Below are 25830 nucleotides of genomic sequence, written 5' to 3' on the forward strand. Positions count from 1 at the left end.
GTTATCTCCCCTCGGTCAACATCTCAGACATTTCCTTCAATCACAATCCCCCTCCTTTACAGCTCATCCGTTGAGCCCACTCCACTGGTATCATAATCTGATACCATGAATAACCATCAGCAAGCCACACTTGAAGCAGTACTGAAAAGGCCGGTTCCCAGGAGCCTGGATTGGGCGCGACTGGAGTCACTGTTGGTATCGCCGGGTGCCTGCGTCATCGAAGGAAGAGGTTCACGGGTTCGCTTTGAGCTCAATGGAGCAGTGGCAACCTTCCATCGCCCTCATCCGGACAGGCACGCCAAACCCTATCAACCACGAGACGCCCGCCAGTTCCTTGAGCAGGCAGGAGTAATACCATGAATGTCATGACCTACCGCGGCTACGCCGCTCGTATCGAATACAGCGACGAAGATCAATTGCTGATCGGCCATGTCGCAGGTATTCGCGATGTGATCGGTTTCCATGGCGAATCGATCAGTGAGTTGCGCCAGGCATTCGAAGACGCCGTAAACGATTATCTTGAAACGTGCGAACGCCTAGGCCGTGAACCGCAGAAAACTTACTCTGGCAAACTCAGCCTGCGCCTGGAGCCTAACCTCCACGCCAGCGTGGCGGCCAAGGCCGAGTTGGCCGAGAAGAGTATCAATCAGTGGGTAAGCGATATCCTCAGCAAGGCTGCCTATAGCTGAATCAACACGCCAACGCGGTCGCTGCAGGAGCGGCCTTGTCTCGCGAAAGGGCCGTGCGGCGGCCTCAGGCTTCCAGCTTCGCCACATGAACTGCCGGGGCCGCGTCAGGCTTGGGTCAATCCCGCAGGTCCGACTCGTGAATCGGGTTGGCCCGGCTGGTCGCGCGCTGGTATTGCGCTGGCCAGGTGGCCTTGTTGCCGCCCAGGTCATCATCGGCGTGCAGCGGCCAGTACGGATCGCGCAGCAGTTCGCGGGCAAGGAAGATGATGTCGGCCTGGCCAGTGCGCAGAATGTGCTCGGCCTGCGCGGGTTCGGTGATCATGCCCACGGTACCGGTGGCGATTTCCGATTCCTTGCGCACACGCTCGGCGAAACGGGTCTGGTAGCCAGGGCCGGTGGGGATCTCGGCATTGACCGAGGTGCCGCCGGAGGACACGTCGATCAGGTCGACACCCAGGCCACGCAGGCGGCGCGCCAGCTCGACGGTTTCATCCGGGTTCCAGCCATCCTCGACCCAATCGGTCGCCGATACCCGCACGAACACCGGCAGTTCGGCCGGCCACACCTTGCGCACCGCTTCCACCACCTGCAAGGTCAGGCGGATACGGTTTTCGAAGCAGCTGCCGTACTCGTCACGCCGCTGGTTGCTCAGTGGTGACAGGAACTGATGCAGCAGGTAGCCATGCGCGGCGTGGATTTCAACGACCTTGAATCCGGCTTTCAGGGCGCGCTCGGTCGCGGCGACGAACGCGTCGATCACACCCCGGATTTCGTCCTGGTTCAACTCACGAGGCGTGGTGTGCTGCGGGTCGAAGGCAATCCTCGAGGGCCCCACCGGCTGCCAGCCGCCCTCTTCCGGCTTGACGCTGCCTTGCTTGCCCAGCCATGGCCGATAGGTACTGGCCTTGCGCCCGGCGTGGGCCAGCTGGATGCCGGGCACCACGCCCTGGGCCGTGATGAAGCGGGTGATGCGCTGCAACGGGGCGATCTGCGCATCATCCCACAGGCCGAGGTCTTCGGCGGTGATGCGGCCATCGGCGGTCACCGCCACCGCTTCGGTGATGACCAGGCCCGCGCCACCCACGGCGCGGCTGCCTAGATGAACAAGGTGCCAATCGTTGGCCAGGCCATCGACAGCGGAATACTGGCACATCGGCGAAACCGCGATGCGGTTGGGCAGGGTCAGCTGACGCAGGGTGTAAGGCTCGAGCAGCAGGCTCATGAGGGCACCTCCCAAGGACTCCAATGGTGATCCGGCCCGGACACTCAATTGCACGTCCCTGGCCCGGGTCCGGTCAATATTCAGACTAGACCAGAATGCTTGGGGGGAAGGTTCCCTCGAAATTCGGGGGCGATGGCGTCGTTACCGTCAGCGCGGCTCCATGTGGGCAATCATCAACTGCACGCTTTCATTGCCACGAAACTCGTTCACGTCCAGCTTGTATGCCAGTTCAACCCAACGCACCGTCGGGTTCGGCCACACTTCGCGGTCGATACCGAAGGCAATGCCGTCCAGCCGCACCGAGCCGCACTCGCTCTTGAGCACCACCTTCAGGTGCCGCTCGCCGACCACGCGCTGCTCCACCAGCTGGAACACGCCATGGAACAGCGGCTCGGGAAAATGCTGGCCCCAAGGGCCGGCATGGCGCAGGGCCTTGGCCAGGTCGAGGTGGAATTCCTCCACTGCCAGGCTGCCATCCGAGAACAGGCGGCCGGTCAGGTCGTCCTCAGCCAGGTGGCGCCGCACTTCTTCGTCGAACGCCTGGGCAAATGCCGGGAAATTCGCCTCGGGCAGCGACAACCCGGCGGCCATGGCATGGCCGCCGAACTTGCTGATCAGTTGCGGGTGACGCGCGGCCACGGCATCCAGCGCATCGCGAATATGGAAGCCTGGCACCGAACGCGCCGACCCCTTGAGCATGCCCTCGCCGGCATCGGCGAATGCGATGGTCGGCCGGTGGTAACGCTCCTTCAGGCGCGAGGCCAGAATACCGATCACACCCTGGTGCCAGTCCGCATCGAACAGGCACAGGCCGTAAGGCATCGACTCGATCGGCAGGTCCTTGAGCTGGGCCAGGGCCTCACGCTGCATGCCCTGCTCGATGGATTTGCGGTCCTGGTTCAGGTCGTCCAGCTGCTGGGCCATGTCCAGCGCCAGGGCCGCATCCTCGCACAGCAGGCATTCGATACCCAGGCTCATGTCATCCAGGCGCCCGGCAGCATTCAGGCGCGGGCCGAGGATAAAGCCGAGGTCGGTCGAGGTGATGCGCCGGTGGTCGCGACGGGCCACTTCGAGAATGGCCTTGAGCCCCGGGCGGGCGCGGCCGGCGCGGATACGCTCGAGGCCCTGGTGGACCAGGATGCGATTGTTGGCGTCCAGTGGCACCACGTCGGCGACGCTGCCCAGGGCGACCAGGTCGAGCAGTTCGCCGATGTTCGGCTGTGGCTGCGTCTCGTAGCGCCCAAGGCTGCGCAGGCGTGCACGCAGGGCCATCAGCACATAGAAGATCACGCCAACCCCGGCCAGCGCCTTGCTCGGAAAGGTGCAGCCCGGCTGGTTGGGATTGATGATGGCGTCGGCAGCGGGCAACTGTTCACCGGGCAGATGATGGTCGGTCACAAGCACCTTGAGCCCCGCCGCCTTGGCCGCCGCCACCCCGTCGACACTGGAAATGCCGTTGTCCACGGTAATCAGCAGTTGCGGCTGGCGTTGCAGCGCCACCGCGACGATTTCCGGGGTCAGGCCGTAGCCATACTCGAAGCGGTTAGGCACCAGGTAATCGACATGTGCCGCGCCCAGCAGGCGCAGGCCCAGCACGCCGACCGTACTGGCGGTGGCACCGTCGGCATCGAAGTCGCCGACGATCAGGATGCGCTGACGCTGGTCGATGGCCTCGACCAGCAGGTCGACACCGGCCTCTATCCCTTTGAGCTGCTGGAACGGCAGCAGGCGTGCCAGGCTTTTGTCCAGTTCGGCTTCGCTCTGCACGCCGCGGGCAGCATACAGGCGGGTCAGCAAGGGGGGCAGATTACCAAGGAATGGCAGGGTCGGTGGCAGCGGGCGAGGTTCGATACGCATGGGGTGTCTCAGCCACGCTCACCCAGCAGCCATTCCAGTTGCACTTCATGCTGGCCCCGGTCATCGGTGACGAACAGCGTGCCCTCGCTGATCATCACATCCCACTTGATGCTGCGGGGCATGTCGGTGGCAAGCGTTTCCAGCACTTCTTGCGGAACGGCGGCGATGCTCAGGTTCTTCAGGCCTTTGACCGCGTCCAGCACCTTGTTCTGCCAGACGCGCAGGCTGCCGTAGGCCAGCAGGCTGGTACGTTCGGTACGGCGCGAACACCAGGTCAGGCGCTCGGCGTCCGGCTGGCCCACCTCGATCCAGTGCAGGATGCGATCGTCCAGGCTCTTTTCCCACAGGGCTGCCTCGTCGACATCGGACAGGCCGCGGCCGAACGCCAGGTTCTCGTTGTACCAAAGCGCATAGGCCAGCAGGCGCACGGCCATGCGCTCTTCGGTTTCCGAGGGGTGGCGGGCGATGGTCTGGCGGACGTTTTCGTATACACCGCGGTCGAGGTCGGTCAGGTTCAGTTCGAATTTGTAGGTGGTGGACGGCTGGGCCATGGTCGACGGGCTTCTTGCGCAAAGAAAAGTGACACAGTCTAACCGATCCTGCCCTTGGTTGCGCCGCGGCAGTATCTGCCGCTTGCGAGCTATGATAAAACCACGGCTCTGCCCAGTTGCCACGGATGCCCCATGCCTACGCCCAGCAAACCCCTCGCCGGCCTTAGAGTCATCGAACTCGGCACCCTGATCGCCGGGCCGTTCGCCTCGCGCATCTGTGCCGAATTCGGCGCCGAGGTGGTCAAGGTCGAATCGCCCGATGGCGGCGACCCGCTACGCAAATGGCGCAAGCTGTACGAGGGCACCTCGCTGTGGTGGTTCGTGCAGGCCCGCAACAAACAGTCGCTTACCCTCAACCTCAAGCACCCCGAAGGCCGCGAGATTCTCAAGCGGTTGCTGGCCGAGGCTGACATCCTGATCGAGAACTTCCGTCCGGGCGTGCTGGAAAAACTCGGCCTGGGCTGGGACGTGCTGCATGCCCTCAACCCGCGCCTGGTTATGGTACGCCTGTCGGGCTTTGGCCAGACCGGGCCACTGAAGGACCAGCCAGGCTTCGGCGCCGTGGGCGAGTCGATGGGCGGCCTGCGCTATATCACCGGTTTCGACGACCGCCCGCCGGTGCGCACGGGCATCTCCATCGGTGACTCGATTGCCGCCTTGTGGGGCGTGATCGGCGCGCTGATGGCCCTGCGCCACCGAGAGATCAACGGCGGTGAAGGCCAGGTGGTGGATGTGGCACTGTACGAGGCCATCTTCGCCATGATGGAAAGCATGGTCCCGGAATTCGACGTGTTCGGCTTCATCCGCGAGCGCACCGGCAACATCATGCCGGGTATCACGCCTTCCTCCATTCATACCAGTGCCGACGGCAAGCATGTGCAGATCGGCGCCAACGGCGATGCCATCTTCAAGCGCTTCATGCAGGCTATTGGCCGCACCGACCTGGCCGACGACCCGAGCCTGGCTACCAATGATGGCCGCGACCTGCGTCGCGACGAGCTGTACGGGGTGATCGACCGCTGGGCCAACAGCCTGCCGCTGGACCAGTTGATGCAGGTGCTGACCGCCGCCGAAGTACCGGCCAGCCGCATCTATTCCGCCGAAGACATGTTCAACGATCCACAGTACCTGGCACGTGAGATGTTCCTGCAGGCCCGGCTGCCGGACGGCAAGCCGTTCCGCATGCCCGGCATCGTGCCCAAATTGTCGGATACCCCCGGCTCGGCCGAGTGGGTTGGCCCGGCGCTGGGCGAGCACACCGAGGTGTTGCTCGACAAGCTGGGCTACGACGCGACTGCCATCGCCAACCTGCGCGCAGCCGGCACGGTCTGACCCCGACGCTGGCCCGGCTCATGTGCGCTGCCCGTTACCTACATCGCCTGGTCCTGCTGTGCGGGCTGTTGCCGGCATTGCTGCTGCAACCTGCCAGCGCCAAGGAGCGCCTGTTCTGGCTGGTGCGCGACCTGCCGCCGTTCACCATCCTCGAAGGGCCGGAAAAGGGCCAGGGGGTGATCGACCAACTGTTGCCGCGGCTGATCGCCCAGATGCCCGAGTACGACCACAGCATCGTGCGGGTCAACCGCGCCCGCGGTATCCAGATGCTGCAAGACCGCAACAGCTTCACCTGTGACCCGACCTTGTTATGGACACCGGAGCGCGCCAAATACGTGCGCTTTTCCATGCCGTCACTGGGCGTGCTCAGCGGTGGCCTGGTGCTGCGCAAGGACAGCCAGGCGCTGGTTGAGCCCTACCTGGACGACCAGCAGGTAGATCTGCATGCCCTGCTGAGCAAGACCATGCTGCAGCTGGGGGTGGTTGCCGAACGCAGCTACGGCACGCAGATCGACGCGATCCTGCGCCAGCTTCCCGACACCGTGCTCAACCGCCACTATGGCAACGACGCCACCGCCAACCTGCTGCAGATGCAGCAACTGGGGCGCTTGCGCCTGGTGCTTGGGTACTGGCATGAAGTGCGCTACCTGGTCCAGCGGCAAGGCCGGTCACTGGATGACTATCGGTTCTATCCTGTGCAGGGAGTCAAGCGCTTTCAGTTTCTGCATGTGGGGTGCTCGGACTCCGAGTTGGGCCGTGCAGCCATCGCACATATCGACCAATTGCTGCCGCCCCTGCGCCAGGAGGTGTTGCCGGCGCAATATGCGCGCTGGCTGGACCCGGCGTTGCGAGGCGGCTACCTGGAAGACAGCAAAGGTTTTTTTCCACACCAGTGAGCGCCGAGCAAGTCTTCCGCATCCTTCTTTGGCAACTTTCTGCCAACTTCGATTAATCTAAAACCACACGGGATTCATATTATTTTAATTGGCATTAAATAATAAAAACATAGCCAAAAAGAGAATTCCTACAAAGCGTTAGGAAGTTTCAATCTCCCATGTGAATTGATTCCTCGTTAATCTTCGCGTTCCACAGATTGCTTGCGTCCGACTGCTTGGAAAGTCCGCAGCCGTTGCGTGAAGTCGCCCCGGTAAGAGACGAGGATTAAGGATGTCCAACGAGTCCAAGGGTACTGAACAACCAGTGCCCACGAAGAAAAAGACGATACTGCTTGAGGATCTGAAAGAGGGCCAGCTACCTCGCACTGGCGCCGGCCCTCAACACCCAGCAGATCTACCCGGTTACCCGGCCGACCATGAGTTCCAGCTACGCGGCGGCTTCGACAACCTGATGCTCGACGCGGCAAACCCGTTGTTCGGCCTGGTCATTCGCCTGCGCACCCTGGATGACCTGCCAAACATCGAATACGTGCACAAGACCCTGCAAACGCAGATCAGCGCCATCCGCGAGGAAATCCAGCAGCACGGCTATCCCGCTGCGCATCTCGAAGCGTACTCCTACGCGCTGTGCCTGTACCTGGACGAGGCGGTAATGAGCCGCCCCTGGGGCTGCAATTCGTGCTGGAGCCAGGAACCGTTATTGAGTGTGTTCCACCATGAAACCCACGGTGGCGAAAAGGTCTTCGTGCTGCTGGAGCGAATGATGCAGTCGCCTGCGGAGTTCCAGGATGTGCTGGAGTTCCTGTACTTCTGTTTCTGCCTGGGCCTGAAGGGCAAGTACGCGCTCGATCCCAAGGGCGATGAAATCATCAATGCGCTGATTTCACGCATGCACAAGGTTCTTCGCGAACTGCGTGGTCCCACCCCCGCAAGCATTTGCGACCCCTACACCAACGTTGTCGATCGTCCCTATCGCCGGCGACGCCGGACCTGGCCCTGGTGGAGCCCGCTGGTGGTGTCTGCCGTCGCCATGGTGTGCGCCTACTGCTACTACAGCTACCGCCTGAGCCTGATCACCGGCGAGGTCCTGGAATCGCTCGACAGCATCATCCTGCAGCCGTAGCCAGGGGTAACCTGCATGTCTAGCCAATCCGAGTTGCGCTTTACCTTTCAGCCGCTGGCGAGCCGGCTTGAGTTCGAAGTGGTTTCGTTCGAACTCGACGAAGCGCTCAGCTCACCGTTCCAGCTGAGCCTGGAGCTGATCAGTTTCGACAGCGACGTCGACTTCGGCGCGGTGCTCGACAAACCGGCACTGTTCACCCTGTGGCGCGGCAAACGCCCGCTACGCTATGTGCACGGCTTGGTCAGCCGCTTCAGCCAGGGTGAGACAGGCCATTTCCGCACCCGTTACCGCGCGCTGGTCGAACCCGTGCTGGCGCGGGCCGGGCTGCGTTCGAACTGGCGCATCTTCCAGCAGAAGAGCGTGCCGCAGATTCTCGAACTGATGCTCCAGCGCCAGGGCATCAGCCGCTTCGAAATCAACAGTACCAGCGCACATCAGGTGCGAGAGTTCTGCGTACAGGCCGGTGAAACCGACCTCGACTTCATGGCCCGCCTGGCCGCCGAGGAGGGTTTCGTCTACCGCTTCGAACACACGCCGAAATATCACCAGCTGGTCATCAGCGATCGGCTGCTGGCGCTGGGTCAGCTCAGTCGTGGTGCCATCACATGCGAAGACGATGACGAAGGCTTCCATGAAGAGGACGACGTCGGTCCCGACCGGGTGCTGTACCGCGCCAACAGCGGTGGTGATCAGGCCCGACCCTGCCTGTGGAGCCTGCGTTACAGCGAGCAGGTGCGTACCGCAAAGCAGGTGCAACGGGACTACACCTTCACCAACCCGCAGTACCGCCAGGAACATCGCGCGAGCGACAGCAGCATCACCCATCAGTCGCTGGACTATGAGCGTTTCGACTATCCAGGCCGCTACAAGCGCGATGCGGTCGGTGTCCCCTTCACCGCCACCCGCCTCACGGCCCTGCGCCATGACGCCCGCCTCGCCGAGGTGGAGGGTGACGATGTGCGCCTGCAACCGGGGTTGAGCTTCACCCTGGTCGAACATCCTCGCGAGGACCTCAATGTGCATTGGCGCACTATCCGCGTGCACCACGAGGGCATCCAGTTCACCAGCCTGCAGGAAGAGGCTGCTGGCAGTGAGCAAGGCACGCGCTACCAGCAGGCAGCGGTGCTGGTGCCGGGAAGAGGCGAATGGCGCCCGGCGCCGTTGGCCAAACCACGTATCGACGGCCCGCACATGGCCACCGTGGTCGGCCCGCCGGGTGAAGAGATCTATTGCGACGAATGGGGGCGGGTCAAGGTCAGCTTCCCTTGGGACCGCGAGAGCCGGGACAACGAATTCAGCTCCTGCTGGGTGCGCGTGTCGCAGGGCTGGGCGGGCGGCAGTTGGGGCTCGATGGCCATCCCGCGCATCGGCCAGGACGTGATCATCCAGTACGTCAACGCCGACCCCGACCAGCCACTGATCATCGGGCGTACCTACTGCGGCGACCAATTGCCGCCCTATGACTTGCCGCAGCACAAGACACGCATGACCATCAAGAGCCAGACCCACAAGGGCAACGGCTTCAACGAGCTGCGTTTCGAGGACGAGCTGGGCCGGCAGGAAGTCTTCATCCACGCAGAAAGGGACCAGAACAACGTCGTCAAACATGACGAAACCACACAAATCGGTAACGATCGCCTCGAACGTGTCGCAAGGGACGAGACGATTTCGATCGGGCAGGACCGTCGGGAAGAGGTTGCGCGAGACGAGGCCGTCAGTATTGGCCAGAACCGGGTACAGGAAATAGGCAGCGACGACAGCCTGACCATCGGCCGGACCCATACCATCATCACTGGCCAGGACCGCATCGAACAGGTCGGCAACCATCGCCAGGACATCACCAAAGCCAACCACACCGTGGAAATCGGCGGTCACCGCGAGCAGGTCGTGGCCGGTCACAGCACTCTGCAAACCGGCGAGGCAATCCGGCACACCACCAAGGTCTATGACATCGAGGTCAGCGAGAGCCTGACGATCAGGAGCCCGGCTGGTCTGCTGCGCATCGATGGGGCAGGTATCACGCTGGATGGCCTGGCACTGGCATTCAAAGGGCCCGTCAGTCAATTGGCAGAAGGCAGCCAGCGCACGACTTCAACTTCTGGCATACCCGAGCCCGGCGACCCCATTTGCCTCAGCTGCTTGCTCAAAGCGATCGCGGACGACCAGAACCTGATGCGCATGGAAGGAGCAAGCTGATGCCCAGTCCATTCGTCAGAGCAATGGTAGAAGCACTGCGCACATCCGACCGCTATCGTCTGAGCGCCGTGGTAGAGATGGCCAAACTGTCACCTGAAATACGGCAAACACTGACCCAGCATTACTCAGGCCGCTGTTGGCCCCTGTTGCAACAAGCCCAGTTCAGCAACCTGCGAACAGCCGGCCCTTGGCTATTCGGTTCAAGGCCCGGCTCCGATGTGGCGGCCCAGTACGATTTCCAATGGCAGCTCGAGCAGGGCGCACCGGGTGCGGTGTGTGGCTGGATCGTCAGCGCGCTGCCCCCAGTCCGACTCGCCCAGCACTTGAGCCAGGCCAATATAGTTACTGGCGCAGACGGGCATTCCTACCTGCTGCGCTACCACACGGCAGCAGCTCTGCAAATGTTCGACAACCACCGCGACTTACCAGGCGTCAGCGAGTGGCTGGCCCCTGTCTGCCACTGGTGGGTGCCCGTAGCACACCCAGACAAGCGGTTGTGGCTGCAAATCACCGGTGGTGACCAACCGCAAAGCATACAAGCCACGCCTATCACTTTGACTGAAGACTGCTGGGCGGCGCTGGCGGGCGACCCTTTGAGCTATCAACTGGCCGAGTTGCTCAAGGATGAACAAGCGTACCCAGCCTTGTCTGCCAATTGCCACGGAACGCGGCTTGGCTTGATCCAGTTTTACCTGAACCAGGCACGTGAACAGGGCCTGGCACGTGAGGAAGATCTCCTCATTTTTGTACTCATGATGGCTCGTGAAGGTGAACAACTCAGTCAATCAGCGGCTTGGCAGGACGCTATCACTGCTACGCGGGAGCAGTTGACCCCTCTTCTGGAAAACCTGCAGCAACGCCTGCACAACAAGGATTGAGACACACAACATGGACTCGCTCACCGAAACCCTGGAACTGTGCAGGCGCGTTACCAGCGGCTATCGCCCTGCTCTGCGCAACAGCCCCGTCGCCGACTGCACCCGCCGCTTCGAGCTCCTGCCGCTGCGCTACGCCGCCGTCGGTGGCAACCCGGCGCAACGTGCTCGCTTGCCCCAGTTGCCAGGCTATCTCAGCCCGTTCCGGGATGTCGGCGAACTTACCCATTCCAGTTATGCCATCCGCCCGTTGCGCGAAGGTTTTCTCTACCTGCTGATCAAGCGTCACAGCGCAGCTGCCTACGAATGGCACAGCCAGTACCGCGTGGCACCCAACGGCTCGCTGCTGTACATCAGCGCCGACACCCCGTGGGAGCCGGCGCCCAGCGCAGGCAACTTGGAGGAAATCGTGCGGGGTTTTGGCTGGACCATCACCCTGTATGACCTGGATGACATCCAGGAATTGCGACCGTTGTTCAGTCCTTCCCCGCTCACGTCGCGCATGCTCGACAACTATCGCCTGCTTGAAGACGAGTACCGCAGCAGCCTGCCTGCCATCGATATCGCTCGCTTCATCCAGCCCTCCGATGCGCCAGCGCAACCTCACGTACTCAAGCATGACCAGCTTGGCTGGGTCGCTGATTTCAAGGCCCAGGACGATCCAGAGCTGCAAGCGCTGCTCGACCAGCAACCGTTCAATAGCAACCAGATCGTCTCGCCACACGCGTCACGTCAAGCCTTGGCGCCACTCGTTGATCAAACCAAGCCCCGCGGCGCCGCCATCGTCATCGAAGACGCCATCGGTATCACCCAGGAGCTCAACGCCTGGCGCAACGCGGCGGTCGAGGATGTAAAGGCGAAATGGCTGCAACGCACCGTTGAGCCCGGCGTGGACAACGAACGCAGGTTGCTGGTCGCGCAGTCGTTCCTAGAGATCGAAAAACTCTACCCGCAGATGGTGGCAGACCGAATCGTCCAACGCGAGGTCATGGCCGAAACCATTCGCAACCAGCCGTTCACGCATCCGGAAATCTACGCTTTTTCCAAACGGGCCAGGCAGCAGGCTGACGCGCATGACGAGCAGATGAAACCGTATCTCGCGCAGTTCGAGCGCGACGTTCGTGCCAAGGTTCAAGCCCGCCAGGATGCCGGCGAGTTCAGCAAGAAATTCGACGAGAAATACGGGCACCTGGTCGACCGCCAGGCGATGCACAATCAGCTCGAAAGCTTCGAACAGGCCATGCAACGGGCCCAGCAGGCTGCGGAAGATCGGGCCAAGGATCATGCTCGCTGGATAATCAGCGAGCGACTGCTAGAGGCTTTGGACCGTTACGACAATGCCGACCTGATCAATGGCCTGGCCTTTGCCGAACAGACCGGCCAGTGTGTGATTGGCATGGAACTCAGTGAATGGGGCTCGACCGTCCTGGACCACTGGTGGCGCAGTGACGTGGCGGACCGGGCCAACCTGGCGATACGCGGCACTACATACAATCAGGAAGACCTTCGAGAAGAGCTTGCAGCGCTTTTGGAGGCGGCGAAGGCCGCACCTGCGTCGTCGGAAACCAGCTTCACGCTGGCAGAAGGCCTTGCCAAACGGGCGCACGCTGCTGCCAATGCCTTCAATCGCATCAATGCACTGTACGAAGAACTGCAAAAGGGAAACAGCACCCCCAGCATCGGCTTGTATGCCTGGTACGTTGCACTCGGGCGCCAAGTGCTGCGTACTGCTGCGCCGAACAGCGTGGATCGCGCCCTGCACCAAGGTTTGCGCCTGACCCTGTTTGCTTCTGTACACGAAGCAGCGGTTGATATCCGGCTGGGCGAAGCCGCCCGCAACGGAGAGGTCTTAAGCCCACAGCGAAGCGCTGGCCAAGTATCGAGATATCTGGATCAGGCTTGGGCTGAAGGGTTGATGCAGGCTGACAGCAAAAAAAGCGACTTCTATAAGGTTCGCGCTGCTGGCGTGGTTTGCCTGATCGAAGGGATGTTGATGGCCTTCAAGGCGCGGGAGCTGCCCGATAGCGATGCACGGGTTAAGACCGAACTGATGGCGGCTGCCATGACCACGGCTGCGGCTGGGTTTGAGATTGGAGCCAGTTATGTAGATCAAGTGGTGACTCGTTATGGCGTGAATAGCGTAACGGGGCACGGGGCATCAGCGGCTGTGGGAAAGTTAAAGCTGTGGGGAGCGAATTTGGCGGGGATGGGGGGGTTGATTCTCGCGTGGTGGGATTATACAGACGGCTCCCGCTATCTAAATGACTCCCAATCTTCTGACAATAGAAACTCAACATATAAACCTGTAGGCTTGGCTGTCACATATTATGCCCGAGCAACAGCAACCATCGTTCTTTCTCTAGCCGAATTTGGTACCGCCGTAGCGATTGCAAAGCCATTGTTCGACCACTTATCGCACAGCAGCCAATCCAAGCTAGTTCAGTTATTAAGTCGCTCGGCGAGCACTCTCGCGGAGAAGCTTGGCACACAATCCGCCAGAATTTTACTTTCACGATTGGTCTTGGGAGCTTTTTGGTTGGGGCTAGTATTGACGATAATTATTTTTATTTTTGAAGATGACGCCTTAGAAAAATGGTGCAAACGAAGCACCTTCCGCGTCAAGAAAAACACGAAAGTCTACGACACACAAGAGGAATTGGTAGAGCTTCATTCAGCTTTTGGTGAGGTATTGTGAATGTTCTTGCTTGAGTGGGGATTTTGGCAAATGGCCACGGAATCAGAAGCCGAAAGCAAGAAAACTGATAAGAAAAATAAAAAGCATTTTTATCACGGCGATCTTGACCAGGAAATACACTTCAACCCCGTGAGCGGGAGTCCGCGCACTCGCGGGCCAGTATTTGCTTTCAATGATACCTATTTCGAAATGCGCTGCGGCGGTTCAGAGGAGAAACGAGGCTTAATAACTATAATGACCCTAGGCGCCGTAGCACCTACCATCAATGCATGGTCAGAGTTAACCTATAGCATTTTAAAGCTTAACTTATCCATATTCCCAGAATTCAGTATACTCCTGATTATCCTAAATACCCTATCATTCATAGTCGGAAGTGGCATCATCTACCTCTACCTAAAGTATGGCCTCCGATTTACACGCCTAGAAATGCTTAGCAGTCGCCACTTGTTAATTCGTTTCAATCGAAAGACCCAGCAGGTGTACCTTCACCGCCCCACTAACTGCGGCGGCATCGTGACGCTTCCATGGAAAACCACCGGAAGCACTGCGATATATCCAGAAGATGATTCACTCAGCGCGGGGATGAGACTTGGCCTGGTCTGGCACCCCAGCCGTACCGGCCTCCCGCATATGGAAATGGCGCTGCTCGGCAAGCAAGGCCAAGGCGGCAGCGAATTACGTGACGAGTGGGAGTTCATCCGCCGCTACATGGAAGAAGGTCCGGACGCCGTCCCCCGCCCCCGCCTGAGCACGCAGTTACCTTCGCCCATCCAGGCATTCAGCGCCCAGTTCGAGGGCCTAGGCCGCTTCTTCCGCAAGAGCAGCTGGCTGTTCAAAGTCGTGCTGCTCATGGTCTGGCCCGCCTTCGTCATCGTTGGTACCGGCCACTGGCTCAGCCTGTTGCTGTGCTGGCGACCACGTTGGCCAAAGGTGATTCGCGAGGCTGGCAGGCCCGGTAAACCCGTCCCGCCTGTGACAACCCTGGCCGATTACCCGCCAGCGATCCAGGAGCGCCTGCTCGCCAATGCAGATCGTTGGCAGCTTAAACCCGGCAAGCGGCCTGAAAAGAAGCCGCGCAAACCCCGTACACCTAAAAGACCCAAGAAGATCAATTGAAGCACATCCCCCTTGCATCAGGCGTTTACCCAAACTGAAGGAAACTTGCTCCCTAAGAAGAGCGGCGAGAATTATTTTCTCTAGCGAGGCCTTATAAATGTATTTTATTGAATGGGGTTTATGGCAAATGGCGACCGAGTCGGAAGCCAAGCGAAAAGCCCATGAAGCTTAGATGTCGCCCAAAGAAAAGTTCGCTGATGGAGATTTTTATGAAAGTAATCTAGAAGACATTCACTTTCAGCCTGTCAGCGAAAAGCCCCATGCGCGCGGACCAGTATTCGCATTCAACGATACTTCATGGAGATGCGATGCGGTGGATCAGAGGAAAAGCGCGGCCTTCTTACGCTTGCAACAATTGGCGGGATCATACCCACAATAAGCGTCTTGACGATATCCGCGTTAAATTCCCTTTGGACAGCCATAACAGATCACGAGACACCCTCTCTTTTCATGATATTTCTCACAGTGATTATGACATCAACCACTGGTACTATATATACACAAAATATGGCGTAGCCTATACTCGACTGGAAATGCTAACCAGCCGGCACCTGTTAATTAGCTTCAACCGAAAAACCCAGCAAGTCCACCTCCAACGACCTAGCTATTGGCGGCGGTATCGTAGCATTTCCATGGAAAACCACCGGGAGCACGGCTCGTTACCCCGAAGATGACTCTATCAGCCTCGGCATGAGACTTGACTTGGTCTGGCACCCCAGCCGCACCGGCCTCCCGCACATGGAAATAGCCCTGCTCGGCAAGCAAGGCCAAGGCGGCAGCGAATTGCGTGACGAGTGGGATTTTATCCGCCGGTATATGGAAGAAGGTCCGGGAGCCGTCCCCCGCCCGCGCCTGAGCACTCCCTTACCTTCGCCCATTCAGGCATTCAGTGCACAGTTCGAGGGCCTCGGTCGTTTTTTCCACAAGAGCAGTTGGCTGTTCAAAGTCGTGCTGCTCATGGTCTGGCCCGCCTTCGTCATCATCGGTACCGGCCACTGGCTCAGCCTGCTGCTGTGCTGGCGACTACGTTGGCCAAAGGTCATCCGCGAGGCCGGCAGGCCCGGCAAACCCGTCCCGCCTGTGACAACCCGCGAAAAAAAGCACACCGATCGTATAGGAACGGGCGGTCCACACAAAAGAAACCCCGGACGCTGGGGAGCACGTCCGGGGCCAAACGAAAGTCCTTGGGGACTTCCTGCGGCAACCCTGCCAACGCCGGAGCAAAGCATTGGCTGGCTGCCCTGCAAAGTCTGATCAGCCAGTCAGGCAAAGGTTCCTGGGGGTTGCTGGCGCTGCTGCAATGCGGCGATGACACAAGGCTGCAAACGCCCCTCGGCGATCTGCAAGTCACGGTGCAAGCCATCTACCAGGTCTATCAACAGGCGATGCTCCTGCAACTGGCGCTCGCTGACCGTACGCCGCAAGATCACGTCGGCCAACGGGTCGCGCACGGTCAACTGGCGATTACCCTGGGCATCGGCGGCGCCAAGGTCGGCCTGGTAGGGGGTCAGGGCTTCGTTGAGCAGTCTGCAGATTCTTTCCATCCGGATCACTCGCTGCATGGTGGGATATATAGGAACTGACCAACAGACGCAGCGGAAAGTTCGTCACATCGCGCCTGCATCAGTGAGCATGCGGGGTGCAGGTGACAGTTTGAATATGTCGCCAGGGGCGTACCTGCAGTGCCTGCAAGGCACGCTGCAGGTGTGGCATCGACAGCGGCCAGGGTAATTCCGCGAGTACCCACAGACCGCGGTTTCTCGCTTCCTGGGCAAGGTTTTGCTGCTTGTCGCTAGCATGGCCGACAAACAACAGAGCGCGTGCACGCTGCTGCTGTTCGAGCAAGGCAAGGCCGGCCTGGGTTGGCATGGCGTGGTCGAGGATCAGCAGGTCGGGGCGACGCTCCAGCGCCAGGCAAGCATCGAGTTCAGTGCTGGTTGCGCTGACTCGCACGTCGAACACACCCTGGGCGTTGAGGGCCTGGTGCAGGAGAATCTGGTGAGATGGGCGAGCCTGGTGGATCACCACGTAGGGCTGGTGCATGAGCCGCTCCTGGTGGGAGGACCGGCTAATCTAGGCGCTGTACAGGTTGACCTGAATAGGATGTTTCTGAGTGGGGCGTGAGAAAAAGCCGAGATGTTGGAGCGCTTCGCGGCCCATCGCGGCACAAGGCCGCTCCCACAAGGAAACGCGAGGTTTCTGCAGAGCGGCCTTGGGTCGTGCTGGGCTGCTGCGCAGCCCCAAGTAATGCGATTACAGCGGCTTGCCGCGGTTCCCGTGCTGGCTGACAAAGCTCTGCACGGCCTTCAGGTCATTGGACAGCACCGTGCAGCGCTCTTCACGGCTGAACAGGTCACTGAGGTGCGCCGGCAGTTCCAGCGCCTTGCCAACACCGGCCTTTTCCACCGCTTCCGGAAACTTCACCGGATGCGCGGTCCCCAGTACCACCATCGGCGTGTCAAGGCTGCGCCGGCATTCGCGCGCGGCCTTGACGCCAATCGCGGTGTGCGGGTCGAGCACCTCACCGGTGGCAGCGAATACCTCGGCGATGGTTTCACAGGTCTGCTCGTCAGTCACCGCCAGCGAGTCGAACAGTTTGCGGGCTTCGCTCCAGCGGTCCTGTTCGACGCTGAAACCACCGCCCTGCTTGAAGTTCGCCATCAGCTCGGCAATCGCGCCGCCATTGCGGCCGTGCAGGTCGAACAGCAGGCGCTCGAAGTTGGACGACACCATGATGTCCATCGACGGCGACAGGGTCGCGTGCAGGGTCTCCTTGACGTACTGATTGCCGCTCATGAAGCGGTGCAGGATGTCGTTGCGGTTGGTGGCGACGATCAGCTGGCTGACCGGCAGCCCCATGTTGCGCGCCAGGTAGCCGGCGAAAATGTCGCCGAAGTTGCCGGTAGGTACCGAGAACGCGACCGAACGGGCCGGGCCACCCAGCTGCAGGGCGGCATGGAAGTAGTAGACGATCTGGGCCATGATCCGCGCCCAGTTGATCGAGTTCACCGCAACCAGGCGAGTGCCCTTGAGGAACGACTGGTCGGCGAAGCTGGCCTTGACCATTTCCTGGCAGTCATCGAAGTTGCCTTCGATGGCGATGTTGTGGATGTTGTCGCCGAAGATGGTGGTCATCTGCCGACGCTGCACTTCCGAAACGCGCTGGTGCGGGTGCAGGATGAAGATGTCGACGTTGTCGCAACGGCGGCAACCTTCGATGGCGGCGGAGCCAGTGTCGCCGCTGGTAGCACCAATGATCACCACGCGCTCGTTGCGCTTGGCCAGTACGTGGTCGAGCAGGCGACCCAGCAGTTGCAGGGCGAAATCCTTGAATGCCAGGGTCGGGCCGTGGAACAGCTCGAGCACCCACTCGTTGCTGTTCAGCTGACGCAGTGGCGCCACGGCAGCATGGGCGAACTCACCATAGGTTTCTTCGAGGATCTTCTTGAAGTCGGCATCGGCGATGCTGCCTTCGACGAACGGGCGCATGACCCGGAAGGCCAGCTCGTGATACGGCAGGCCGGCCCACGAGGCGATTTCTTCTTGGGTGAAGCGTGGCAGGTTCTCTGGCACGTACAGGCCGCCGTCACTGGCCAGACCGGCCAGCAGGACGTCTTCGAAATTCAGGGCCGGTGCCTGGCCGCGGGTGCTGATATAGCGCATGGGTGCAAACCTTCGATACTGGGGCCGGACCGCGCAGGCGGCCCGACGGCAAAATTAATTGAGCTGTTCGACGCGAATGCGCACGACCTTGCCGACCACGTCCTGCAGGGCTTCCAGGGCGACGATGGCATCGTTGATGTGCTGCTCGACCACACCATGGGTCAGCAGGATCATCGGTACCAGGCCGTCCTGTTCCTCGGCTTCCTTCTGCATGATCGACTCGATGTTGATGCCACGCGCCGAGAGGATGCTGGCCACCTGGGCCAGTACGCCCGGGTGATCCTTGGCCTGGATGCGCAAGTAGTAGGCGCTTTTGCAGGCTTCGATCGGCAAGATCGGGTGGGCCGACAACGAGTCCGGCTGGAAGGCCAGGTGCGGTACGCGGTTTTCCGGGTCGGAAGTCATCGCCCGCACCACGTCGACCAGGTCAGCGACCACCGAAGAAGCGGTAGGCTCCATGCCGGCACCGGCGCCGTAGTACAGGGTGGAGCCGGCAGCATCACCATTGACCATGACGGCGTTCATCACACCGTTGACGTTGGCGATCAGGCGATCGGCCGGGATCAGCGTCGGGTGGACCCGCAGCTCGATGCCGTCGGCGGTACGGCGGGCCACGCCCAGGTGCTTGATGCGGTAGCCCAGGGCCTCGGCGTAATTCACGTCAGCAGTGGTCAGCTGGGTGATGCCTTCGGTGTAGGCCTTGTCGAACTGCAGCGGGATGCCGAACGCGATCGAGGCGAGAATGGTCAGTTTGTGAGCGGCATCGATGCCTTCGACGTCGAAGGTCGGGTCGGCCTCGGCGTAGCCGAGCGCCTGGGCTTCGGCGAGCACGTCGGGGAAGGCACGGCCCTTCTCACGCATTTCGGTAAGGATGAAGTTGCCGGTACCGTTGATGATGCCGGCCAGCCAGTTGATACGGTTGGCCGACAGCCCTTCGCGGATGGCCTTGATCACCGGGATACCGCCGGCCACGGCTGCTTCAAAGGCAACGATGACGCCCTTCTCGCGCGCCTTGGCGAAGATTTCGTTGCCGTGCACGGCGATCAGCGCCTTGTTGGCGGTGACCACGTGCTTGCCGTTGTCGATGGCCTTGAGCACCAGGTCGCGCGCCACGGTGTAGCCACCGATCAGCTCGATGACAATGTCGATCTCCGGGTTGCTGGCAACATCGAACACATCAGCGGTAATGGGGGTACCGGTAATCTGGCAGTTCGGGTTCTGCGAGCGCATGGCGATCTGTGCCACTTCAATACCGCGCCCGGCACGGCGGGCAATCTCCTCGGCGTTGCGCTGAAGTACATTGAAGGTTCCGCCACCGACGGTCCCCAACCCACAGATGCCTACTTTGACCGGTTTCACTGTGAACTCCCCATTGAACGGCCGACACCTTTGCCGGCCGTGAAACATGCCGTCACCCCATGACGACGGCGCACTGAATTGGATTATCTGGCCAGTGCCAGCTTGGCCACCTGCGGTGCCGGCTGGTAGCCCGGAATGACCTGGCCGCTTTCAAGCACGATCGCTGGCGTGCCGTTGACACCGATCGACTGGCCCAACTGGAACTGCTTGCTGACCGGGTTGGCGCACTTGGCAGCCTTGATCTCCTCACCTTCGACCATCTTGTCCATCGCCGCCCGGCGATCGCTGGAGCACCACACGGCCTGCAACTGCTGGTCACCCGGCGAGCCGAGGCCCTGGCGCGGGAAGGCGACATAACGCACTTCGATACCACGGCGGTTGAGTTCGGGCACTTCGGCGTGCAGCTTGTGGCAGTACGGGCAGGTGGTGTCGGTGAAGACGGTGATGTGCGACTTGGTCTCGCCCTTGGCAGGATAAACCACCATCTCGGCGGCTGGAATGCCGTTGACGAGCTTGGCGATACCCAGGCGCTCGGCCTTCTCGGTCAGGTTGACCGGCTTGCCGTCCTGGATCTGGAACAGGTAACCCTGCATCACGAACTGGCCGTCGGCGCTGGCGTAGAGCACGCGGCCGCCTTGCAGCTTGACTTCATACAGGCCGCTGACCGGGCTGCTGGCCACGCTTTCGACGGGAACTTCCAGTTCGAGGTTCTGCAACGATTTACGGATGGCCTGCTCGGCGCCAGCAGTGCTGTCGGTTACCGCGGCAACGGCAAAGGTACTGGCCAGCGCCAACGCGGCGGCGGCGAAAAACTGGGTCACGCGCATGGGAACTCCTGAAGGCGGACAGGGGCCGGAGGGCGTCACCTGCGCAAAAATGCGCGGTGCAATGCGGCCCTTGGTGCAAACCGCTCAAGCCTACCACATCACACCGTCGATGAAGGGCCTTGCAAGGACCGGTCGGCGGAACATGAAAAACATTCATCCACGCGGGTGATGCTGGGCGTGCAATTGTTGCAGGCGGGCCTTGGCGACATGGGTGTAGATCTGCGTGGTCGACAGGTCGCTGTGGCCCAGCAGCATCTGCACCACCCGCAGGTCGGCGCCGTGGTTGAGCAGGTGGGTGGCGAAAGCATGGCGCAGGGTGTGCGGCGACAACGGCTTGTCGATGCCGGCCACCCGGGCGTGGTGCTTGATGCGGTGCCAGAAGGTCTGGCGGGTCATCTGCTCGCCACGCTGGCTGGGGAACAGCACATCGCTGGGGCGGCCGTTGAGCAATTCGGCCCGGCCATCGCGCAGGTAGCGCTGCAGCCACACCACCGCCTCCTCACCCATCGGCACCAGGCGCTCCTTGCTGCCCTTGCCCATCACCCGCAGCACGCCTTGGCGCAGGTTGACCTGGTCGAGGGTCAGGCTGACCAGTTCGGTGACGCGCAGGCCGCAAGCGTAGAGCACTTCGAGCATGGCCCGGTCGCGCTGGCCGATGGCTTCGCCCAGGTCCGGGGCCTGCAGCAAGGCTTCGACGTCGGCTTCGGAAAGCGACTTGGGCAGGGGCTTGCCCAGTTGCGGCATGTCCACTTGCAGGGTCGGGTCGACAGCCACCAGCTTTTCCCGCAGCAAGTAGCGGAAGAAACCGCGCAGGCCGGACAGGAAGCGTGCAGTGGAACGTGGTTTGTAGCCTTGGTCGAGGCGCCAGGCCAGGTGGTCGAGGATCATATCGCGGCCGGCGTCGGGCAGCGCTACCGAATGCTCCTGGAGCCAGCCGTTGAACAGGGCCAGGTCGCTGCGGTAGGAGGTGCGGGTATTGTCGGACAGGCCTTTTTCGAGCCACAGGGCATCGAGGAACTGGTCGATCAGGGGATGGTCTAGGGCGGGCATGCGGGGCTGCTGGGTGTTGGAGGTGGGCTTAGTGTTTCACAGCCACATGATTTTTGTCTGTACTGGCCTCTTCGCGGCCAAAGTCGCTCCTACAGGGATCGCACAGGCCCTGAGAGCGGTGCTTTAGCCGCCAGAGGCCGGCACAAAACCACTCAGACCTGGGGCAGGACCGGCACCGGGCGCTTGTCCTCGTCGATGGCGACGAAGCTGAATACCCCATGAATCGCCCGCTCGCGCCCGTCCAGATACATGTTCTCGACGAACACATCCACCTGTACTTGCAAGCTGGTATTGCCAACCTTGATCACCGAGCCCACGAGTTCGACGATCGAACCCGCCGGGATCGGGTGCTTGAAATCGATACGGTCGGTAGACACGGTCACCAGTGGCAGGCGGCAGAAGCGCGTGGCGGCGATGAACGACACTTCGTCCATCCAGGCCAGGGCAGTGCCGCCGAACAGGGTGTTGTGGTGGTTGGTGGTGTTGGGGAACACCGCCTTGGTCACGCGGGTCACCGACAACTCGGTGCGGCGCTGGATTTCCTGGTCTCGGGGGGTCATGACAATCACACACATCTGTAGGGTTCAAAACGCAAAAAAGCAGCCCGAAGGCTGCTTTTTTCTCGCTAGGCGGCCTCGGCCACCGGGCAAACTGCACTCAGGACAGTTTTTCCTTGATGCGAGCGGCTTTGCCGGACAGGTCGCGCAGGTAGTACAGCTTGGCTTTACGCACGTCACCACGACGTTTCACGGCCAGGCTGTCGATCTGCGGGCTGTAGGTCTGGAAGGTACGCTCTACGCCAACGCCGCTGGAGATCTTGCGCACGGTGAAGGCGCTGTTCAGACCGCGGTTACGCTTGGCGATAACGACGCCTTCGAACGCCTGCAGACGGGAACGCTCACCTTCCTTCACTTTAACCTGGACGACAACGGTGTCGCCTGGTGCGAAGGCCGGGATTTCCTTGCTCATCTGCTCGGCTTCGAGCTGCTGGATGATCTTGTTGGTCATGCTGTGCTCCTAAGATGGATACGTGATCCACCATCGATACGTTTAACTATCGTCCCGCTCGCGGAGATATTCCTCGAGCAGCTTCTTCTCTTCTCCAGAAAGCGAGCGACTTTCCAGAAGATCGGCGCGTCGTTCGAAGGTCCTACCAAGGGACTGCTTCATTCTCCAACGCCGGATGTGTGCATGGTTGCCACTTAGCAACACGTCGGGAACACGCTGATCCGCATACACCTCAGGTCGGGTATAGTGCGGGCAATCGAGCAGACCGTCGGTGAAGGAATCTTCTTCCGCCGAATCCACATGCCCTAAAGCTCCGGGCAGCAGCCGTGTAACCGCATCGATCAGTACCATGGCCGGCAGCTCGCCACCGGAAAGCACATAGTCGCCAATCGACCACTCCTCATCGACATGAGCCTCGATAAAGCGCTCGTCGATGCCTTCATAACGACCGGCGATCAGGATCAACGATTCCTGTTCGGCCAGGCCTTTGACCGCCTGCTGTGTCAGCTTGCGGCCCTGTGGCGAAAGGTAGATGACCTTCGCCGCTGCTCCGGTTGCCTGCCTGGCACTAACCAGGGCGTCTTCCAGAGGCTTGATTTTCATCACCATGCCCGGACCACCGCCAAACGGCCGATCATCCACCGTGTGGTGACGATCTGTGGTGTAGTCCCGCGGGTTCCAGCAAGTCACCTGAAGCAACCCCTGTTTCACCGCGCGGCTGGTAATGCCGTACTCCGTGATGGCCGAGAACATCTCGGGGAACAACGTGATGACGTCTACGCGAAGGTTACCCATCGTCTAGAAGTCCGCGTCCCACTCAACCCGCATCACGCCTGCTTCCAGGTCGATATCGAGCACGCATTGCGCCGTATAGGGCAACAGACGCTCGCGATCATCCAGGCTGCCTGCGCAGGGCTTGACCACCATGACATCGTTCGCACCGGTCTCCAGCAGGTGATCGACCTTGCCGAACAGCTGTTCGTCCTGGTTGATGACCTTAAGGCCTACCAACTGGTACCAGTAGTACTCGTCGGCAGCCAGGCTGGGCAAAAGGCTCCGCGGAATGCAGATTTCGTAACCACTCAGAAGACGGGCTTCATCACGGTCATCGAGACCTTTCAGCTTCACGACCAGGCCCTTCTGGGAGCCACGACCGTTGACCAGCTCGACCTGCTTTACCTTGCCTTCGTGCCGAAGCGTCCAGCGCGGATAATCCAACAGGTTTTCAATCGGATCGGTAAAGGAATACACCTTCACCTCGCCGCGAACGCCGTGAACCGAAAAAATCTTGCCAACGACGATGAGGTCGTCAGCCTTTTCTGGCGTCGCGTTCATACTGCTCAGGCAGCAGCCTTGGCAGCGTCCTTCAGCAGCTGAGCAACGCGCTCAGACGGCTGTGCACCCTGGCTCAGCCAGTAGTTGACGCGCTCTTGGTTGACCGACAGCTTGACTTCGGCGCCAGCAGCGATCGGGTTGAAGAAACCTACGCGCTCAACGAAACGGCCGTCACGGGCGTTACGCGAGTTGGTCACGGTCAGGTGGTAGAATGGGCGCTTTTTCGAGCCGCCACGGGCCAGACGAATGGTTACCATGTGAACATCGTTCCTATAGTCGGTGCTGCAGTTGATACAGCAGCTGGTACTGCAAATCTGAATGCCAAATAGGCACACGGGTGCCCAAAAGGCCGCATATTCTCGGGGAATACACGGACATTTGCAAATGACTTTTTCGGCAAGGCCGTGCCCTGCCGTCCAGATTCGCCGGTTGAGCCGCGAAATTCGCGGCCGTTGCCCCACCAAGGCAGGGGTTCAGGGCGCCCTCCGAACAAACGGCAGGCACCCGGAATAGGGGTTACAGCTTGGGCATGCCGCCGCCAGGCAGCATCCCGCCCAGGCCACGCATCATCTTGGCCATGCCGCCCTTGGCGGAAAACTTCTTCATCATTTTCTGCATCTGCTTGTGCTGCTTGATCAGGCGGCCCACGTCCTGCACCTGGGTGCCGGAACCGATGGCGATACGGCGCTTGCGCGAGCCGCTGATCAGCTCCGGATCACGGCGCTCGGCCGGGGTCATGGAGTTGATGATCGCTTCCATCTGCTTGAACTGCTTCTCGGCCGCGCCCTGGGCGTTGCCCATCTGCGACAGGTTGACCCCGCCGATGCTCGGCAGCTTGTCCATCAGGCCGCCCAGGCCGCCCATGTTTTTCATCTGTTGCAACTGGTCGCGGAAGTCTTCGAGGTCGAAGCCCTTGCCCTTCTTCAATTTCTTGGCCAGCTTGTCGGCCTTGGCCTTGTCGATGTTCTGCTCGGCCTGCTCGATCAGGCTGAGCACGTCACCCATGCCGAGGATGCGCGAGGCGACGCGGTCGGGGTGGAACGGCTCGAGCGCTTCGGTCTTCTCGCCCATACCGATGAACTTGATCGGCTTGCCAGTGATGGCCCGCACCGACAGGGCGGCACCGCCACGGGCGTCACCGTCGACCTTGGTCAGCACCACGCCGGTCAGCGGCAGCGCCTCGCCAAACGCCTTGGCGGTGTTGGCAGCGTCCTGGCCGGTCATGGCATCGACCACGAACAGGGTTTCGATCGGCTTGACCGCGGCGTGCAGCGCCTTGATCTCGTCCATCATGTCGGCATCGATATGCAGACGGCCGGCGGTATCGACGATGACCACGTCGATGAACTTCAGCTTGGCTTCCCGAATGGCCGCTTCGGCGATGGCCACGGGCTTCTGGCTGATGTCGGACGGGAAGAAGGTGACGCCAATGTCGTTGGCCAGGGTTTCCAGCTGCTTGATCGCCGCCGGGCGGTAGACGTCGGCAGACACCACCATCACGCTCTTCTTCTTGCGCTCCTTGAGGAAGCGCGCCAGCTTGCCGGCGGTGGTAGTCTTGCCCGCACCCTGCAGGCCGGCCATCAGCACCACGGCAGGCGGTGCGGCGTTCAGCGCGAGGTCTTCGTTGGCCGCACCCATCAGGCTTTCCAGCTCGGCCTGAACGATCTTCACGAAGGCCTGGCCCGGGGTCAGGCTGCGCGACACTTCGGTGCCGACCGCACGCTCCTTGACGCTGTTGACGAAATCCTTGACCACCGGCAGGGCAACGTCGGCCTCGAGCAGGGCCATGCGCACTTCGCGCAGCGTGTCCTTGATGTTGTCTTCGGTCAGCTTGGCCTTGCCGGTGACATGGCGCAGCGTCTGTGACAGGCGGTCGGTCAGGTTTTCGAACATGGTGATCCTTTCAGGCCCAGTAAAAGCCGAGGTTTGTCAGGCGCCCAGGGCGGAATGCACACCCGCCGGGCACAGCAAGGCGGCGATTATAGCGAAGTGCGGCGGCGGCGCACACCTTGGGAGATATTCGGTGGCGGTGCCGG

At 61.0% G+C, this 25830-nt stretch carries 25 protein-coding genes; 10 read left to right on the forward strand and 15 right to left on the reverse strand.

Annotated elements, in window-relative coordinates:
• Positions 1-105 precede the first annotated feature (105 nt).
• Together ACVWZT_RS03500 and ACVWZT_RS03505 are read left to right on the forward strand one after the other, a co-directional pair.
• Positions 106-360, forward strand: a complete 255-nt coding sequence (locus ACVWZT_RS03500; RefSeq protein WP_457468181.1) for a type II toxin-antitoxin system HicA family toxin — start codon at positions 106-108, stop codon at positions 358-360.
• A complete protein-coding gene (locus ACVWZT_RS03505; RefSeq protein ID WP_296230919.1) occupies positions 357-689 on the forward strand; it encodes a type II toxin-antitoxin system HicB family antitoxin in 333 nt (110 codons plus the stop codon). Before ACVWZT_RS03500 ends, ACVWZT_RS03505 begins: the two co-directional genes overlap by 4 nt.
• Positions 690-804: 115 nt before the next feature.
• Here ACVWZT_RS03505 and ACVWZT_RS03510 read toward each other — a convergent pair whose 3' ends face one another.
• The 3 genes from ACVWZT_RS03510 to ACVWZT_RS03520 all read right to left on the reverse strand — a co-directional run bounded on the left by ACVWZT_RS03510 (position 805) and on the right by ACVWZT_RS03520 (position 4319).
• Positions 805-1911, reverse strand: a complete 1107-nt coding sequence (locus ACVWZT_RS03510) for an NADH:flavin oxidoreductase/NADH oxidase (RefSeq protein ID WP_296230920.1) — start codon at positions 1909-1911, stop codon at positions 805-807.
• 147 nt (positions 1912-2058) lie between these two features.
• Entirely contained in the window at positions 2059-3768 is a 1710-nt protein-coding gene (gene recJ / locus ACVWZT_RS03515) for a single-stranded-DNA-specific exonuclease RecJ (RefSeq protein WP_457468184.1), read from the reverse strand.
• Positions 3769-3776: 8 nt separating this feature from the next.
• Positions 3777-4319: a YaeQ family protein gene (locus ACVWZT_RS03520; RefSeq protein WP_289134166.1), complete on the reverse strand. Its 543-nt coding sequence runs from the start codon at positions 4317-4319 to the stop codon at positions 3777-3779.
• 132 nt (positions 4320-4451) lie between these two features.
• Between ACVWZT_RS03520 and ACVWZT_RS03525 the strand changes: the two genes are divergently transcribed.
• The 8 genes from ACVWZT_RS03525 (at position 4452) to ACVWZT_RS03560 (ending at position 15806) form a co-directional block, all read left to right on the forward strand.
• Entirely contained in the window at positions 4452-5651 is a 1200-nt protein-coding gene (locus ACVWZT_RS03525; protein ID WP_457468186.1) for a CaiB/BaiF CoA transferase family protein, read from the forward strand.
• Positions 5652-5671: 20 nt separating this feature from the next.
• Positions 5672-6547, forward strand: a complete 876-nt coding sequence (locus ACVWZT_RS03530) for a TIGR02285 family protein (RefSeq protein ID WP_457468188.1) — start codon at positions 5672-5674, stop codon at positions 6545-6547.
• Positions 6548-6818: 271 nt separating this feature from the next.
• Entirely contained in the window at positions 6819-7670 is an 852-nt protein-coding gene (gene icmH, locus ACVWZT_RS03535) for a type IVB secretion system protein IcmH/DotU (RefSeq protein WP_457468190.1), read from the forward strand.
• A gap of 15 nt (positions 7671-7685) precedes the next feature.
• The gene (locus tag ACVWZT_RS03540) at positions 7686-9866 is read left to right on the forward strand and encodes a type VI secretion system Vgr family protein (RefSeq protein WP_457468192.1); all 2181 of its coding nucleotides are present in this window, start codon (positions 7686-7688) and stop codon (positions 9864-9866) included.
• Entirely contained in the window at positions 9866-10744 is an 879-nt protein-coding gene (locus ACVWZT_RS03545; protein WP_457468194.1) for a DUF4123 domain-containing protein, read from the forward strand. The genes ACVWZT_RS03540 and ACVWZT_RS03545 overlap by 1 nt, the downstream gene beginning before the upstream one ends.
• 10 nt (positions 10745-10754) lie before the next feature.
• Positions 10755-13436 carry a T6SS effector BTH_I2691 family protein gene (locus tag ACVWZT_RS03550; RefSeq protein WP_457468196.1) on the forward strand — a complete coding sequence of 894 codons (2682 nt, stop codon included), beginning with the start codon at positions 10755-10757 and terminating at the stop codon, positions 13434-13436.
• Positions 13437-14552, forward strand: a complete 1116-nt coding sequence (locus tag ACVWZT_RS03555) for a DUF6708 domain-containing protein (RefSeq protein ID WP_457468198.1) — start codon at positions 13437-13439, stop codon at positions 14550-14552.
• Between the two features lie 738 nt (positions 14553-15290).
• On the forward strand, positions 15291-15806 hold the full coding sequence (locus ACVWZT_RS03560; protein WP_457468200.1) for a DUF6708 domain-containing protein: 516 nt from the start codon (positions 15291-15293) through the stop codon (positions 15804-15806).
• 8 nt (positions 15807-15814) lie between these two features.
• On the opposite strand, the gene ACVWZT_RS03565 is transcribed toward ACVWZT_RS03560, so the two are convergent.
• From ACVWZT_RS03565 to ffh, 12 genes are all read right to left on the reverse strand, one after another.
• The gene (locus ACVWZT_RS03565; RefSeq protein WP_289134160.1) at positions 15815-16096 is read right to left on the reverse strand and encodes a DUF3509 domain-containing protein; all 282 of its coding nucleotides are present in this window, start codon (positions 16094-16096) and stop codon (positions 15815-15817) included.
• 79 nt (positions 16097-16175) lie between these two features.
• Positions 16176-16595 (reverse strand): response regulator, encoded by a 420-nt coding sequence (locus ACVWZT_RS03570; RefSeq protein ID WP_296230928.1) that lies wholly within the window; start codon positions 16593-16595, stop codon positions 16176-16178.
• Positions 16596-16805: 210 nt separating this feature from the next.
• On the reverse strand, positions 16806-18215 hold the full coding sequence (gene thrC, locus ACVWZT_RS03575; protein WP_457468202.1) for a threonine synthase: 1410 nt from the start codon (positions 18213-18215) through the stop codon (positions 16806-16808).
• A gap of 54 nt (positions 18216-18269) precedes the next feature.
• Positions 18270-19574, reverse strand: a complete 1305-nt coding sequence (locus ACVWZT_RS03580) for a homoserine dehydrogenase (RefSeq protein WP_457468203.1) — start codon at positions 19572-19574, stop codon at positions 18270-18272.
• Between the two features lie 83 nt (positions 19575-19657).
• Positions 19658-20401: a thioredoxin fold domain-containing protein gene (locus ACVWZT_RS03585; protein ID WP_296230931.1), complete on the reverse strand. Its 744-nt coding sequence runs from the start codon at positions 20399-20401 to the stop codon at positions 19658-19660.
• 153 nt (positions 20402-20554) lie between these two features.
• Positions 20555-21451, reverse strand: a complete 897-nt coding sequence (gene xerD / locus ACVWZT_RS03590) for a site-specific tyrosine recombinase XerD (RefSeq protein ID WP_457468204.1) — start codon at positions 21449-21451, stop codon at positions 20555-20557.
• A 152-nt stretch (positions 21452-21603) separates the two neighbouring features.
• Positions 21604-22011 carry an acyl-CoA thioesterase gene (locus tag ACVWZT_RS03595; RefSeq protein ID WP_170028512.1) on the reverse strand — a complete coding sequence of 136 codons (408 nt, stop codon included), beginning with the start codon at positions 22009-22011 and terminating at the stop codon, positions 21604-21606.
• A gap of 97 nt (positions 22012-22108) precedes the next feature.
• Entirely contained in the window at positions 22109-22459 is a 351-nt protein-coding gene (gene rplS, locus ACVWZT_RS03600) for a 50S ribosomal protein L19 (protein WP_225780641.1), read from the reverse strand.
• Between the two features lie 42 nt (positions 22460-22501).
• The gene (trmD, locus tag ACVWZT_RS03605; RefSeq protein WP_003252146.1) at positions 22502-23254 is read right to left on the reverse strand and encodes a tRNA (guanosine(37)-N1)-methyltransferase TrmD; all 753 of its coding nucleotides are present in this window, start codon (positions 23252-23254) and stop codon (positions 22502-22504) included.
• 3 nt (positions 23255-23257) lie between these two features.
• Positions 23258-23794: a ribosome maturation factor RimM gene (gene rimM / locus ACVWZT_RS03610; RefSeq protein ID WP_170028510.1), complete on the reverse strand. Its 537-nt coding sequence runs from the start codon at positions 23792-23794 to the stop codon at positions 23258-23260.
• Positions 23795-23799: 5 nt separating this feature from the next.
• On the reverse strand, positions 23800-24051 hold the full coding sequence (rpsP, locus tag ACVWZT_RS03615) for a 30S ribosomal protein S16 (protein ID WP_003259424.1): 252 nt from the start codon (positions 24049-24051) through the stop codon (positions 23800-23802).
• 259 nt (positions 24052-24310) lie between these two features.
• On the reverse strand, positions 24311-25687 hold the full coding sequence (gene ffh, locus ACVWZT_RS03620; protein ID WP_170028509.1) for a signal recognition particle protein: 1377 nt from the start codon (positions 25685-25687) through the stop codon (positions 24311-24313).
• Between the last annotated feature and the right edge of the window lie 143 nt (positions 25688-25830).

It is taken from the genome of Pseudomonas sp. TE21394 (assembly GCF_054057835.1).

Bases quoted from the DNA above. Each gene is read 5' to 3' on its own strand.
- ACVWZT_RS03500 (WP_457468181.1), top strand. From the start codon at position 106: ATGAATAACCATCAGCAAGCCACACTTGAAGCAGTACTGAAAAGGCCG.
- ACVWZT_RS03505 (WP_296230919.1), top strand. From the start codon at position 357: ATGAATGTCATGACCTACCGCGGCTACGCCGCTCGTATCGAATACAGC.
- ACVWZT_RS03510 (WP_296230920.1), bottom strand. From the start codon at position 1,911: ATGAGCCTGCTGCTCGAGCCTTACACCCTGCGTCAGCTGACCCTGCCC.
- recJ (WP_457468184.1), bottom strand. From the start codon at position 3,768: ATGCGTATCGAACCTCGCCCGCTGCCACCGACCCTGCCATTCCTTGGT.
- ACVWZT_RS03520 (WP_289134166.1), bottom strand. From the start codon at position 4,319: ATGGCCCAGCCGTCCACCACCTACAAATTCGAACTGAACCTGACCGAC.
- ACVWZT_RS03525 (WP_457468186.1), top strand. From the start codon at position 4,452: ATGCCTACGCCCAGCAAACCCCTCGCCGGCCTTAGAGTCATCGAACTC.
- ACVWZT_RS03530 (WP_457468188.1), top strand. From the start codon at position 5,672: ATGTGCGCTGCCCGTTACCTACATCGCCTGGTCCTGCTGTGCGGGCTG.
- icmH (WP_457468190.1), top strand. From the start codon at position 6,819: ATGTCCAACGAGTCCAAGGGTACTGAACAACCAGTGCCCACGAAGAAA.
- ACVWZT_RS03540 (WP_457468192.1), top strand. From the start codon at position 7,686: ATGTCTAGCCAATCCGAGTTGCGCTTTACCTTTCAGCCGCTGGCGAGC.
- ACVWZT_RS03545 (WP_457468194.1), top strand. From the start codon at position 9,866: ATGCCCAGTCCATTCGTCAGAGCAATGGTAGAAGCACTGCGCACATCC.
- ACVWZT_RS03550 (WP_457468196.1), top strand. From the start codon at position 10,755: ATGGACTCGCTCACCGAAACCCTGGAACTGTGCAGGCGCGTTACCAGC.
- ACVWZT_RS03555 (WP_457468198.1), top strand. From the start codon at position 13,437: ATGTTCTTGCTTGAGTGGGGATTTTGGCAAATGGCCACGGAATCAGAA.
- ACVWZT_RS03560 (WP_457468200.1), top strand. From the start codon at position 15,291: ATGGAAATAGCCCTGCTCGGCAAGCAAGGCCAAGGCGGCAGCGAATTG.
- ACVWZT_RS03565 (WP_289134160.1), bottom strand. From the start codon at position 16,096: ATGGAAAGAATCTGCAGACTGCTCAACGAAGCCCTGACCCCCTACCAG.
- ACVWZT_RS03570 (WP_296230928.1), bottom strand. From the start codon at position 16,595: ATGCACCAGCCCTACGTGGTGATCCACCAGGCTCGCCCATCTCACCAG.
- thrC (WP_457468202.1), bottom strand. From the start codon at position 18,215: ATGCGCTATATCAGCACCCGCGGCCAGGCACCGGCCCTGAATTTCGAA.
- ACVWZT_RS03585 (WP_296230931.1), bottom strand. From the start codon at position 20,401: ATGCGCGTGACCCAGTTTTTCGCCGCCGCCGCGTTGGCGCTGGCCAGT.
- xerD (WP_457468204.1), bottom strand. From the start codon at position 21,451: ATGCCCGCCCTAGACCATCCCCTGATCGACCAGTTCCTCGATGCCCTG.
- ACVWZT_RS03595 (WP_170028512.1), bottom strand. From the start codon at position 22,011: ATGACCCCCCGAGACCAGGAAATCCAGCGCCGCACCGAGTTGTCGGTG.
- rplS (WP_225780641.1), bottom strand. From the start codon at position 22,459: ATGACCAACAAGATCATCCAGCAGCTCGAAGCCGAGCAGATGAGCAAG.
- trmD (WP_003252146.1), bottom strand. From the start codon at position 23,254: ATGGGTAACCTTCGCGTAGACGTCATCACGTTGTTCCCCGAGATGTTC.
- rimM (WP_170028510.1), bottom strand. From the start codon at position 23,794: ATGAACGCGACGCCAGAAAAGGCTGACGACCTCATCGTCGTTGGCAAG.
- rpsP (WP_003259424.1), bottom strand. From the start codon at position 24,051: ATGGTAACCATTCGTCTGGCCCGTGGCGGCTCGAAAAAGCGCCCATTC.
- ffh (WP_170028509.1), bottom strand. From the start codon at position 25,687: ATGTTCGAAAACCTGACCGACCGCCTGTCACAGACGCTGCGCCATGTC.